13 protein-coding genes and 1 pseudogene are annotated in these 12629 nt (G+C 68.4%); 7 read left to right on the forward strand and 7 right to left on the reverse strand.

Annotated elements, in window-relative coordinates:
* Positions 1–65: 65 nt before the first annotated feature.
* Positions 66–596 carry a TetR/AcrR family transcriptional regulator gene (locus tag MYMAC_RS29930; protein ID WP_204817022.1) on the reverse strand — a complete coding sequence of 177 codons (531 nt, stop codon included), beginning with the start codon at positions 594–596 and terminating at the stop codon, positions 66–68.
* A 132-nt stretch (positions 597–728) separates the two neighbouring features.
* Here MYMAC_RS29930 and MYMAC_RS29935 point away from each other — a divergent pair, with 132 nt between their 5' ends.
* The 3 genes from MYMAC_RS29935 to MYMAC_RS29945 all read left to right on the forward strand — a co-directional run bounded on the left by MYMAC_RS29935 (position 729) and on the right by MYMAC_RS29945 (position 3307).
* A complete protein-coding gene (locus MYMAC_RS29935) occupies positions 729–1235 on the forward strand; it encodes a DoxX family protein (protein WP_095960539.1) in 507 nt (168 codons plus the stop codon).
* Between the two features lie 146 nt (positions 1236–1381).
* On the forward strand, positions 1382–2731 hold the full coding sequence (locus tag MYMAC_RS29940) for an AHH domain-containing protein (protein WP_095960540.1): 1350 nt from the start codon (positions 1382–1384) through the stop codon (positions 2729–2731).
* Between the two features lie 9 nt (positions 2732–2740).
* Positions 2741–3307 (forward strand): imm11 family protein, encoded by a 567-nt coding sequence (locus MYMAC_RS29945; protein ID WP_170114788.1) that lies wholly within the window; start codon positions 2741–2743, stop codon positions 3305–3307.
* 15 nt (positions 3308–3322) lie between these two features.
* Here MYMAC_RS29945 and MYMAC_RS29950 read toward each other — a convergent pair whose 3' ends face one another.
* Complete coding sequence (locus MYMAC_RS29950; RefSeq protein WP_239989091.1) at positions 3323–4270, reverse strand: alpha/beta fold hydrolase; 948 nt, start codon at positions 4268–4270, stop codon at positions 3323–3325.
* Positions 4271–4391: 121 nt separating this feature from the next.
* The gene (locus MYMAC_RS29955; RefSeq protein WP_095960542.1) at positions 4392–4847 is read right to left on the reverse strand and encodes a hypothetical protein; all 456 of its coding nucleotides are present in this window, start codon (positions 4845–4847) and stop codon (positions 4392–4394) included.
* Positions 4848–5159: 312 nt separating this feature from the next.
* Here MYMAC_RS29955 and MYMAC_RS29960 point away from each other — a divergent pair, with 312 nt between their 5' ends.
* Positions 5160–6047 (forward strand): RNA polymerase factor sigma-32, encoded by an 888-nt coding sequence (locus MYMAC_RS29960; protein ID WP_013938142.1) that lies wholly within the window; start codon positions 5160–5162, stop codon positions 6045–6047.
* A 244-nt stretch (positions 6048–6291) separates the two neighbouring features.
* On the opposite strand, the gene MYMAC_RS29970 is transcribed toward MYMAC_RS29960, so the two are convergent.
* The gene (locus tag MYMAC_RS29970) at positions 6292–7578 is read right to left on the reverse strand and encodes a winged helix DNA-binding domain-containing protein (protein ID WP_239989092.1); all 1287 of its coding nucleotides are present in this window, start codon (positions 7576–7578) and stop codon (positions 6292–6294) included.
* Positions 7579–7712: 134 nt separating this feature from the next.
* Entirely contained in the window at positions 7713–8537 is an 825-nt protein-coding gene (locus MYMAC_RS29975) for an SDR family oxidoreductase (protein WP_095960544.1), read from the reverse strand.
* A 48-nt stretch (positions 8538–8585) separates the two neighbouring features.
* Here MYMAC_RS29975 and MYMAC_RS29980 point away from each other — a divergent pair, with 48 nt between their 5' ends.
* Together MYMAC_RS29980 and MYMAC_RS29985 are read left to right on the forward strand one after the other, a co-directional pair.
* Entirely contained in the window at positions 8586–8822 is a 237-nt protein-coding gene (locus MYMAC_RS29980; RefSeq protein ID WP_095960545.1) for a hypothetical protein, read from the forward strand.
* Positions 8823–9009: 187 nt separating this feature from the next.
* Positions 9010–9384, forward strand: coding sequence for a hypothetical protein (locus MYMAC_RS29985; protein ID WP_043710350.1), 375 nt, complete (start codon positions 9010–9012; stop codon positions 9382–9384).
* A 321-nt stretch (positions 9385–9705) separates the two neighbouring features.
* On the opposite strand, the pseudogene MYMAC_RS29990 reads toward MYMAC_RS29985, so the two are convergent.
* Positions 9706–10094, reverse strand: a pseudogene (locus tag MYMAC_RS29990) (transposase); the annotation flags it as partial.
* A gap of 205 nt (positions 10095–10299) precedes the next feature.
* Here MYMAC_RS29990 and MYMAC_RS29995 point away from each other — a divergent pair.
* Complete coding sequence (locus MYMAC_RS29995; RefSeq protein WP_275663035.1) at positions 10300–12024, forward strand: hypothetical protein; 1725 nt, start codon at positions 10300–10302, stop codon at positions 12022–12024.
* A 157-nt stretch (positions 12025–12181) separates the two neighbouring features.
* Here MYMAC_RS29995 and MYMAC_RS30000 read toward each other — a convergent pair whose 3' ends face one another.
* A complete protein-coding gene (locus MYMAC_RS30000; protein ID WP_013938134.1) occupies positions 12182–12556 on the reverse strand; it encodes an ArsR/SmtB family transcription factor in 375 nt (124 codons plus the stop codon).
* Positions 12557–12629: the final 73 nt, after the last annotated feature.

Below are 12629 nucleotides of genomic sequence, written 5' to 3' on the forward strand. Positions count from 1 at the left end.
GGCGCCTCAAATGCCCCTGCATCCGTCGAGGCGGCCCGAAGCATTGGCATGACGAGGGGACACGCTCACCCCTTGCGAATGAGCAGCTCGGCGATGGCTCGCGCAGAGGCGTCCGGGTCCTCGGCGTATTCGGAGGGCACCATGCCGTTGAGCCAGAGCGAGGCGAAGCCGTGCACGAGCGACCACGCTGCCAGCGCGGCCAGACGGACGTCCTTGCCAGGCCTGCCTCCAGCCTGCATGGACAGTCCCTGGTGAAGCGCGGCTTCCGCGCGAGCCTGCGCGGCGGCGAGCGCTGAATCGTCCCGGTTGTACAAGTCCGGCCGGTGCATGACCTCGAAGTGCGCGCGATGCTTGATGGCGAAGCGCACGTAGGCCACCCCCAGCTCGACGAAGTCACCGGAACGCTCCCGCTCGGCGGCCAGCTCGTCCGCGAGCAGGGTGTAGCCCTCCTCGGCGAGCGCGGTGAGCAACCCTGCCTTGTCCGCGAAATGATGGGTCAGCGCGGCGTGTGAGACCCCCGCCCGCCGCGCCAGCTCGCGCAGGCTGAGGCCCGTCGGCCCGCCCTCCTGAATGGCCGCGATGGTCGCATCGAGCAAGGCTCGGCGCAGGGAACCGTGATGGTAGGAGCGACGTGTCACCGGGCCAGCCTAGCGCATCTTTCCATTGACAAGTTCCTCTTCGCGGCGAATCTTTCCACTGGAAAGATTGACCACGGAAAGGGACTTCCCATGGAACCGCTCATCGCCCTCATCGCCGTCACGCTCGTGCTGCTCGTATTGGGAGCCCTGGGCGTGAAACGGCTCAGGCCCTGGGTGGTGCCGCTGCGTGGCGGGCTTGCCGTGATGTTCCTGCTGACAGGCGGAGCGCACTTCATCGGGATGCGGGAGGAGATGATCCGGATGGTTCCTCCCGTGTTGCCGGCGCCGGGGCTCATCGTCACGGTGACGGGCCTGCTGGAGCTGGCGGGAGCCGCGGGCCTGCTCTGGCGGCGCACGGCCCCGCTCGCCGCGGCGTGCCTCTCCGTCCTGCTCGTCCTGATGTTCCCGGCCAACGTCTACGCGGTCCTCGCCGGAGTCTTGACGGCGCCCTACGACCAGCTCCTGCCCCGAACCTTGATGCAGATCGTCTTCCTCTCCGCGACGTTGGCCGTCGTGGTGCATGACGTCCGCGCTCGTTGGCGCGCTTCCGGGCCGCCGCCCGCAATCCACGTCAACCCCACCAAGGCGCATCCATGAAGGGCTCAGCCCACACGTGGCAGGGCACTGCGGATGACAACAACCCGCCAGACGATTCTGGCCCCGGCCTCTCCGCATCCTGTCGGACTCTTCTGGTATTCCAGACTTTCTCTCATGAGGACCGAACTCGGCACCGGAGGAATTGAATGAGCGCGCGCGGGGGCATCTGGCTGGTGCTGGCGCTTGCCGTGACGGGTTGTTCAACCACTCGACTCGTGCGGCTGGACACGGGGGACGGGCCTCCGCTTGTCCACACGCCATTCACCGAAGACCACGCCACACCCGTCGAGTTGAACGATGACGAGTTCGAGGAGGCAGTGGTTGCACTCGCCCGAGACGTGCGGCCCTTCTCCAATCCTCTGCGCGAGGCCCGCCAGCGCTTCGGCGTTCCAGAACGAAGCGGCGTGTACCTGTACGAGAAGCGCGGCCCACGGCTCATCCCCCAGGAGGAAGAGAGGGACGCGAATGGCCTGCGCCTGCTGGAGTCCTACGCAGATGACGACCTGACACGCGCCTATGGCCGCTGGTGCGAGCGCAAGTCCCAGCCCGGAGACTGCCTGCGCCTGCTGGCCGAAGGCCCGCTGCTGGCCAGCGACGGCAAATACTCGCTGGCCATGGCCATCGCCATGGACTCGGTTTGGGACGAGACGGCCGAAGCGCTGGAGGACATGGCCGACCCGCAGGCCCTGCTCGCGACGGTGAGCGCCTCGGTCAGCATGTACCTGCTCCTCTGGTCGCTACCAGAGCCGGTGAGCAAGGGCCTGGCGGCGCTGCTGACGGCAACGGCCATCGCCTACCTGGGCGTGGACACGGTGTGGCGCATCCTGGACGGCTGGGTGACGCTGGTGCGCGAGGTGGAACGGGCCACCTCTTTCGCGCAGCTCAGCGCGGCGGGCGAGGTGTACGGCGAAGTCCTCGGGGAGAACGCGGCGCGCGTCTTCGTCATGCTGGCCATAGCGGCCATCGGCAACACGGCGGGACTGGCAGCCAAGACGTCGAAGCTGCCGGGCTCAGCCCAGGCCGCACTCGCGGTGGAGGCGCAGGCGGGCTTCCGGTACGCGGCCACCGAAAGCGTGCACTCCGTGGCGATGACGGCCGAGGGTTTCACCATCGCGCTGGCACCCAACGCCGTCGCCATGGCGGCCCAGGGAATGCGCGGCGGCCGCTCCGAGAAGCACCACCTCGCGACGAACAAGAACAGTCGCTCCGCCGCGCGCGGTGGTCCCTGGACACCGAAGTTCGAAAAGATTTTCAAGAAAGCCGGGATGGAGTTGAAGGACCCTGAGAACATCGTGCCCATCTCAGGGCACAAGGGTCCGCATCCTCAGGAGTACCACGACCTGGTCCATGAGCGGCTGTACGACGCGACCCGTGCCTGCCGTAAGGTTTCCGATTGTAGGGAAGCGCTGATAAGAGCGCTCAGGAGACTGGCGACAGAAGTCAGCACCCCTGGCTCAAGATTGAACCGGCTTGTCACCCAGGGCTCACGCCCCTAGATGCCCGCCATGCCCAAGCGCTTCTTCAGGATGAAGGAGGATGTCCACGTCCCAGGCCGCTGGCACTTGGATGACCCCACGGACAGGCAGGGACGCGAAGTAGATGACCCGAGGGACTTCAACGAGGGGCGCGCGGTTCAGGCTGCGGGGCGCCTGAAGGTCCCCGTCCAGCATGCCGGCAAGCCGCTGGACTTCACGCTGACGGCATTGAGTGTTCCCATCGTCCACGTCAAGGTGGCCGCGGTCTTCACGGAGCTGGCCCGCCATGACGTCCAGCTCATTCCCGTGGACATCAAGGGCCACCCGGACCAGTACCTCCTGCTCGTGGTCACGCAGCTCATCCGCTGCATCGACGAGCAGGCTTCCTCAGTGCAGTTCTGGAAACCAGAGGACGGCCTGCCTGAGAAGGTAGGCCAGTATTACGCGGTGGATGACCTGCACATCGACCCCACGAAGGTGGGCAGCGCCAAGGTTTTCCGCACCGAGGGCTGGCCTCTTGCCCTCATCGTCTCCGAGGACATCAAGAACGCCTTGGAGCGCGCGAAGGCTACCGGCGTGAAGTTCACGCCGGTGTAATGCCCGCAGCGCCGCTCAGAACTGCCCCGCCCGAGCCTGGTCGAAGTCCACGCGGTGCTTCATGTACAGCGTGTCCAGCATGTGATTGCTGATGGGGTTCGCGTTCCCATCGGTGAACCGGTGCACCACCGCGCCCTTGCCCGCGTCCTTCAGGAAGGCCGCTGGGTCCACGCTCCCGCCCAGGCCCGTGAGCGTGGGCACCGGGTCCGCGTTGTTGACGTAGTGCACGTACTTCGGCCCATCCACGTACCGCGTGGACGCCGCGCCGAAGGTCTCCACGCTCAGCTTGCCCAGCGTCTGCTCCACCTGCGCCGGGGACATCCCGTCCTCGATGCGCAGCCGCTTCGCCACGTCATCCAGCGCCCGCGCGGTGATGAGGCCACCCTGGCTGTAGCCCATGAGGTGCACCTCGCGGCCCGCCTTCAGCTCGCCGTACAGCGTGTCCGCCAGCGTATCCACCGCGGGGTTGTGGCCCTTGTCCAGCTTGTCCCCCACACACTGCGCCAGGTCCGCCACCAGCCCCTGCGTCGCGTTGTGAATCCCCACCACCTTCGCGTCCGCCGTCTCCGCGATGGCCTGCATCTCACTGAGCTGCCCCGCGGTGGGCGTCATGATGCCGTTGACGTAGAGCACCGTCTTCGACGGGTTCGGGTTGTCCAGCGGCGTCACGCCCGGGACGTCCTTCAGCGGCGTGCCGGGCGGGAAGGTCTGCCCCTTGGCCCCCACGAACTTCCCATCGTTCATCCGGTCCGGCTTCGCGTCCCCACCGAAGATGCGCTTCAGCTCGTTCACATGCGCGGCCTGGAAGACGTCCTTGCCCATCTCGATGAAGCGGGGCACGTCCGCGATGCCGCCCTTGATGGCGTCCACCACCCCGCCCACCAGCGAGTTCCTCGGAGCCGCCGTGGGCGCCTTCACAGTCTGCGGGGTGACGGCGCTGCGGCTGCGGTCAATGGTGCTCACGAGGCTCTCCTGCCAGGGGGGTGACGGGTGCTCCCCCCATCTTCTCAGCGTTCCGGAGAGAAGTTGCGTCCTCCCACCCCCACCCCCGTCAATCCACACGGCACGCGTGCGACGCATCGCATCAATGCGACACGGGAGGTGAGGGCTCCCGCGCCTCGGGCGCCGCGTGGTTCAGCGTCTGCTCCGCCTGCTCTCGCTGGATGCGCCGGGTGGCCGTCTCTTCCTCCTCTGTCCGCTGGCGCCGCTTCACCAGGCCCTGCGTCTCATCCACGAACCAGAACACCACCCGGAAGAAGGCCGCGATGACGGTGATGAGCAGCGTGGACAGCACCCAGCTCAGCACGTAGCCCGGCCAGCCGCCCACCGTCACCCGGATGACGGTGGTCCCCGTGAGCGGCACCAGGGCGAAGGCCACGTAGTGCGACACGCAATAGGGGCAGGACACCAGGTAACCCCACCACGTGTCCTTGCCGCCCAGCCGCGCCCGCAGCGGCGCGAAGATGCGCTCCCGCGACAGCGTCTGCGACACGCCCATCACCACGGCGGAGACGGCCAAGAGCTGGAAGAGGTCGCCCATCCTCTCAAGGTGGAGATGACGCACCCTGCAAGAAGTACCGGCCCACCATGAGGGGCCCCGCCCGCCTCCTTCCTCGGGCTCACCCCAGGGGCCGACGCCCCTGTTGGCCAGCCGACGTTCGGAAGAGACTTCCGTGAGGCTGGCTGTAAAAACGACCGACTTCCGGCCTTAAGCACGGCGCGGCATGGATGCAAACCCCTGGACTCACTGGGAAACAGAGGCACCACCCCTTGGCACGCGGGTCGCAAAGGGCAACCCCCCGTAGCGTCATCGCGGTCCCCCAACCAGATCTCTTTTTCCCCGAGAGACACCATGCAGGCTTCCAACTCCTTCGCCTCCCCTGACTCGCTCTCCACCTACCTGTCGGAGATCAACCAGTACCCGCTGCTCACCCAGCCGCAGGAGCAGGAGCTGTCGAAGCGGTTCCGCGCGGGCGACCTGTCCGCGGGCCACCAGCTGGTGACGGCGAACCTCCGCTTCGTGGTGAAGGTGGCCTACGAGTACCGCTCCTACGGCCTGAAGATGTCGGACCTCATCCAGGAGGCGAACATCGGCCTGATGAAGGCCGTGCAGAAGTTCGACCCGGACAAGGGCATCCGCCTCATCTCCTACGCCGTCTGGTGGATTCGCGCGTACATCCAGAACTGCATCCTGAAGAACTGGAGCCTGGTGAAGCTGGGCACCACGCAGGCGCAGCGCCGCCTCTTCTTCAGCCTGGCGCGCACGCGCCGCGAGCTGGAGAAGCTGGGCGCCGGTGACGCGAACATCGTCAACGCCGAGGAGATTGCGCGCAAGCTGAACGTGAAGGCCTCCGAGGTGCGCGAGATGGAGCAGCGCATGGGCGGCCGTGACTTGTCCCTGGACGCGCCCATGGGCGAGGACGGCGACGCCACGCACCTGGACTTCGTGGAGTCCGAGTCCGCCTCCGCGGTGGACGAGGTGGCCGACCGGCAGCAGGCCGACCTCACCCGCGAGCTGGTGCAGCGCGCGCTGCGCCGCCTGGACCCGCGCGAGCGCTTCATCATCGAGCAGCGCGTCATGGGTGACGCGGAGATGACGCTCAGCGAGCTGGGCGAGCACTTCGGCTTCTCCCGCGAGCGCGCCCGTCAGCTCGAGATTCGCGCGAAGGACAAGCTCAAGCTCGCGCTGGCCACGCTGATGGCCGAGGCCGGCGTCGACGAGAGCACCCTCAACGCTTGATTGAGGACGACGGCGCTCCAGCCCGGCCCGGCTGGAGCGCCGTTGACGCCGTGCGGACAGGTGCCGCCCACCGCGAGGTTCAGGATGATGAAGGAGGGGCGGTCATCGCCCCAGCGGCCGTGGCGCTCGACCTCGGCGCGCGTCACCGTCTTGAGCAGCACGCCGTCGATGAACCCCTTGATGTCCTGCGACGAGCACTCCCGACCCGGTTGATGTCGTTGCCGAGCATCTGCTCCGGGCACTCTCAGCGCCCCTGCTCGAAGCGGATGTCGGCGCGACGGACCTCCTTGGCGGCGAAGGTGAGCAGCCGCGCCCCCTCGTCGGTCAGCGCGGCCCGCTCATCGCGTGACAGCTTGCCGAAAGGGGTGATGCACAGCGTCGCTGCGTCGCGCGCGTGCTCCAGGCGCCAGGTCCCCTGAACGAAGCCATCGACAAGGATGGTGGCGCGCACGATGCCATTGAGGGTGAAGACCCGCTCGCGGGCCGCGTCGGAGAGGATGCGCGTGCGGTCCGCGTGGGCCAGCAGCACGCTGTCGAACTCCGACAGGAAGCGGACGGGCGCGGGCGTCTCCGGGTCGGGACGTCGGGCGTCGGGGAGGTCGAACAGCTCGGCGCCCTGTTCGTCACGGAAGGTGCGCAACTGGGGCCGCATGCGCTCCAGGACGGCGCTCATGCGCGTCAGCCCCGACCAGACCTGCAGGTCCTGGACGCTCGCGGGACCGAACGCGGCGAGGTAACGCAACACCAGCGCGTCCGGCGGCGCGGCGGGTCCGAAGCGCTGGCCGAGCCAGGACTCGGCCGTGGCGTACACCATCCGCTCGCCATGGCCCCAGGTCCCACTGGGCGGCACCACCACGAGCGACTCCAGGCTGGAGAAGCCCATGCTCAGGGCCTGCGCGTCATGGCCGGGCCACTTCTCCTGGAGCCGCTGCGCCAGCTCGCCGCGAGGACTGGGACGCGCCTCCAGCAGCGCCCGGCCCTCGGCCACCAACTCCCGGGCATCCACGCCCGCCAAGTGCTTGCCGAACACGGAGTGCCGCATCCCCCGGTCCAGCGCGGGTTGCAGCACTGGACGCAGCGCGAGGCAGTCACGCGCGCTCACCAGGTGCAGCGTCCCGCGCATCATCCCGGTGCGCACCACCTGGCGCTGGGTGATGAGGCGGGTCAGCGTCCCTGGCTGGAAACCCTGCAGCCGGGCCCACAGCGCGCCGTAGGGAGGATGGGTGGCCTGGGCCTGCAACCCCACCAGGTGCTCCAGGGCCTCCTTCACGCCCGCCTTGGAGCGCTGCAACAGCCACTGCCGCTGGAGCAGGGCCCGGTTGAGGGCACGCTGTCCGAGGACCTGGGCCGGTGGGCGCCACCGGCGAGAGGGGACACGCGCAGGCGGCGCGCTGACCGGCCTGGCGCCTCCCGATTCCTTCGAGGGCGAAGGCACCGGACTCAACGTCCTGGCCTCCCGCGCATTGCTGGAGCGTCCACGTTTGACAGCCGCGGGGACGAGCATCGGCAACATCATCAAGAAGGGAATCATGTCGGGCGGCACCTGGGGGTGGGATGCGAACGCCGCTGGGCTCGGAGAACCCAGGGGGCTTCATGGACGACATCCTGCGACCCGCCCCTGACAGTCCTATGTCAGGAATGGTGGAGGCCGCCGCCCGCCCGGACTCAGCGCCGCGACAGGCCGTGAAGCGCCATCACGATGTGCTCGAAGGTGCGCGCGGGCAGCAGGCGCTTCGACACCAGCGCGGCGCGCTGTGACAGGTGCCCCACCGAGTAGCGCACGTCCACGCGCTGGCGCTCCACCAGCGACAGCACCTTCTGGGCCACCTGCTCGGGCGCAACGCCCGCGCCCTCGCCGGACTCCACCATGGCCATGACACGCTCGAAGGTCTCCCGGTAGGCGGACCCGGGACCGGAGCGCTGGGCGCGGACGCGGTAGTCTCGCACGCGGGTGCGGACATCCCCGGGCTGGAGCAGCGTGGCCTCGATGCCGAAGGAAGCCACCTCCAGCCGCAGGCTCTCCGTCAGGCCCTCCAGCGCGAACTTGCTGGCGCTGTAGAGCCCCTGGAAGGGGAGCCCCGCGGCGCCGCCCATGGAGCTGATGTTGACGATGAGGCCGGACCGCTGCGCGCGCATCGTGGGGAGCACCGCCTGGCACACGCGCAGCACGCCCAGGAAGTTGGTGTCCAACTGCCGCCGGGCCTCATCAATGGACACATCCTCCACGGCGCCCGACAGCACGAAGCCCGCGCTGTTCACCACCACGTCGAGCCGGCCCTCGGCCGCGAGCACCGAGGCCACGGCGCGTCGCACGGAGTCATCGTCCGTGACGTCCAGCACCCCCATCCGGTGGTGGGCGCCATCGGCGCGCGGGTGACGGCTGGTACCATGGACGGCGTGGCCCCGGGCCCCCAGGACCTCCGCGCAGGCCTGGCCGATTCCAGAGGATGCGCCCGTGATGAGGACCACCTTGCGTCGCGACGTGTTCATGCGTGCTCCCGCCCAGGTCCGTGACGGCCATCGACGTGGGGGCGCATCGTGAACCTCATCGAGCCCTGTATCCTAGCGGGCGCGGTCGTGGGCACCCTCACCGGCGCCATCCTGGGCTTTTCCCAGGGCGTCTGGTGGGGCCTGGGCGGCATGGCGGCCGGCTTCGTCGGCGGCGTGCTCGTGCTGCCCTTCGTCATCCTCTTTCTCGTCATGGGCGGGGTGGCGCTGTTCTTCTGGCCACGCCATCTGCTCAGACGCCTGCGAGGCACGCGGCGTTTGGGATGACCGCCGCTACCTCGACATGTCCCTGCTGAAATCAACCCCTGACACCGCCGCTGCATCAGGAGGTGAGGGAGAAATACCGTTTCGCGCGTTACTTCGCGTGGAAATGCAGAGACGGTTTCCGGAGCCCCACGCCCATCCTGGGCGCGGAGGCCTCAACCTCAACCAAGCAGCATCAGGGGACAACACCATGAAGCGAGCTTCCATCGTTGTTTCGGCGGTGATGATGTCGGTCGGGTTTGCCAGCACGGCACTGGCGACCCCGATTTACGTGAATGGCTACATCTGCGAGGCGACGTACACCAAGCAACCCAACGTCCTCTTCGGCCAGGGCTACGTGGTCGTGCAGGTGAACGCCGGAGCGAACTGCACAGGGAGCTCCCTCGGCAAATACTACTACCTGGGTTCGGGCGCCTCGTCCGCCGGCCACCAGTACAGCGAGGCCGAGCGCCTGAGCCTGTTCGAGCGCGCCACCCGGGCCGCCACCCAGGGCACGAGCGTCGAACTGCGCGTGGAGGGCACGGCGGGCGTCGGCATCATCGACACCGCATACCGCGGCGACTGACGGCGGACGGGCTGTCGCTCTCCTCCGACGAGTAACAGCGCCGGGGGGCGTGGGTGTGCCCATGCGTTACAGAGCACGGTGGTTGAGGGGGACCGACTTCGTTTCGGACCGGCGAAATGATGGGAAGTGGTCGCGGGAGGGCGCGTCAGCCTCCTGTGTCAGGAGCGCTGTCGCCTCGAAGTACGGGCCGTGCTGACGATGCCCTCCGCGCGCCTCGCGCACTCGCGTTGACGCACTGCCACAAGCGGCCTTGACGCACCTGATGACACACCACCCACGCCCCTACGGGACGCTCCGCCAGTTCGGGGGGCAGACCCTCTCGACTGCGTCATGCAAGCCCAGCGCGCGAAGGCGCGCACGAAAGTTGTTGGAGTCGCCGTAGGTGCTGTCCGCCAGGAGGACGCCCGGAGCAGCTCCATCCTCCACGGCCCGCTCAATCATTCGCAGCGCCAGTTGGGGCTTGGTTTGGAAGGCAACCTCGGCGGGGATGTGGGCCTCACTGCGAAGTGCAACAGATGCGGGTGCATGGCATCCACCTGCTCGGGGTCCGGACACGCGCGGGCGGCGATGGGCTCCACGCTTCTACGCTCCCCCTCGCCCAGCAGGCCCATGGCGTAGAGGGCGAACGAGCCGCGCCGACTCTCCTCACCGAAGACCTCGCCAATTTGCTGGAAGCCCCCCTCAAGCCGCTGCACGGCGGCGGCGTTCATGAAGGAGTCCATACCTCCTTCATGAGTGGGGCCGATGGCGGCCGTTGCAATGAGGGCCTGCCCGCCCAGCCCTGCGCCGCCCACTCCTCCTCGGACCTACCTCTGACGCAGTGGTGTTATGAGGCGGGTGCATATGACCGTCACCGAAAGCATGCATTCTCGTCGTAGCGGTCCCTCCGACGAGAGAGGACCCCATTCGCCACGCGTGAAGCCGCTCCTGGCGTTGATGCTCCTGTGCCTGGCCCCCATCGCCACGGGCTGTGATCCAGACCCGGCCCCCATCCCCATCCCCAGCCCCGACGCGGGCACCCAGCGGCCGGACTCGGGGACGCCGACGAACGACGCGGGCACGGATGCCGGGACGGAAGCGCCTGACGCGGGCGAGCCGACGCCGGGCTTCACGCTCCAAGCGCCGGCCGAAATGACCCTCCGGTTCATCCCGGAGAGACGCGTGGCGCTGGGCATCATCATCGTCCGCGAGCCCTCGTTCACGGATGACGTGTCCTTCGCCATCGAGGGGCTTCCCTCGCATGTGCATGCGACGAGCGCGCTCATCCCCGGAACGGAGTCCGCGGCCGAGCTCTCGCTCACCGTCGAGGAGTTCGCCCGCTACGGCACGGTGCCCGTCACGCTGGTCGCGAGCAGCGGAGCGACTCGCGTCGAGCACCCCATGAACCTCGTCATCGAGCCAGGCCCGGCGGCGCTGGACGCGTCGTTTGGCGCTGATGGCGTGGCGATGCCCGCCTTCGGCCACCCGGCGGTGCGCATCCACGCCGTGGCCGCGCAGCCGAACGGCGGTTGGGTCCTGGTGGGCGCCACGGGCTCCACGGGCCTGCGCGACGTCCTGGTGGCCCGCCTCCTCGCGGATGGCACGTTGGACCCGGACTTCGGCAGCCAGGGCACCGTCACCCTGGATGTCTGTGGCGGTGATGACTACGTGGACGCCGTCACCGTGCTGTCCGACGGGCGCATCCTCGTCGCGGGAGGCGCCATCTCGGGGCCCAGCGGGTGCTCGGGACCGCAGGCCCAGAGCCTGCTCTTCGCCCGGTTCACCTCGGCGGGAATCCTGGACTTCGACTTCGGTGACATGGGCGTGAGCACCTTCCAGCTCTCCGCGGTCAACGGCACGACGTCCACGGCCAACGCCGCCCTGCACGCCATCACGGTGGATTCACAGGGGCGCGTCATCGGCGCCGGCACCGTGCGGCACGATGACCTGGACTTCGTCATCATGCGCCTGACGCCCACGGGCGCCGCCGACACGACCTTCAGCTCGGATGGCCTGGCCTGGGAGGACCTGGGCGAGGACGAGGACGGGTTGGTCGTCATCACCCAGGCCGACGACCGCATCGTGGTGGCAGGGACCTCGAATGCCAGCCGCAATGGCATGGCCGTGCGCCGCTACAACGTCAATGGCACGCCCGACTCGAGCTTCACCTATCGCGGCTTCGAGGACTGGCCCCGCATCACGCCGCGGACCCTGCATCGCCTGGCCGGAGACAAGGTGCTGGTGGGCGGCACCGCGCAGTGGAACGCGGGCACCCAAGGCCCCTTGACCGGCGCGGTGACACGGCTCCATGCCAGCGGGAGCCTCGACACGGCGTTTGGCGAGGACGGCATCAGCTTCAACCACTGGTCGGGGTCGCCCATTGCGCTGGAACGGCTGGTGGGCATGGGCCCCCTGCATGGAGGCGAGCTGGCCCTGGCCGTGGCCATCACCCTCGATGACCGCACGGATGGCATTGGCCTCATCCACCTGTCCGGGGATGGGAAGACTGTCTTGCGCACACACCGCACCAACCTGCCGGGAACCGAGGCGGCCCTCACCGCCGGGCTCGCCGCAGACGGCTCCATGTGCGTGACGGGCCTCCGCGCCGACGACGGCTCGACCGACACGGCCCCCTTCGCGGTGCGCTTCTGGCCCTACTGAGACCTACGCGCCCGCTGGAAGATGGCGTCCACCTCCTCGCGGGTGGACGTCGCATGCGACAGGACCACGGCCGGAGGCCCCTCGTGGACTCCGGCTGGCGCGCCGCAAATCCTCCACGCCCAGGGTGATGATGTGAACGGCGGGCCGCATGCGAAGCTCACTCATGACGTGGGCCCTTCCGGGTGCTGCCGCGCTCGGGTTTGCGGAGCGCCTGCTCCAAGGCATCCAACCGGTCGCTCCAGAAGCGCTCGTAGAAGCGCAGCCAGTCGGCCGCGCCGGCCAGGGGCTCCGGCGCGAGGCTGCAGCGGTGCGTGCGTCCCTCCACGCTCCGGTGCACCAACCCCGCCCGCTCCAACGTCTTGACGTGCTTGGAAGCGCCCGCGAAGGACATGCTGAACGGCGCCGCCAGCTCGCCAATGCTCCGTGGCCCCGAGGACAGACTGCGCAGCATCTCCCGCCGCGTCGGGTCGGAGAGCGCGTGGAAGACCGCGTCGAGCTGCTCGGACTGTTGTTGAACCATGGAAGTGACCATAACGACCTCCTGGCCATACTAAACCACCTAGTTTAACAACAAGCCAGAGGGGCAAGCCGGCAGCCAGCGGGCC

It is taken from the genome of Corallococcus macrosporus DSM 14697 (assembly GCF_002305895.1).
In the GTDB taxonomy this organism is placed as follows: domain Bacteria; phylum Myxococcota; class Myxococcia; order Myxococcales; family Myxococcaceae; genus Myxococcus; species Myxococcus macrosporus.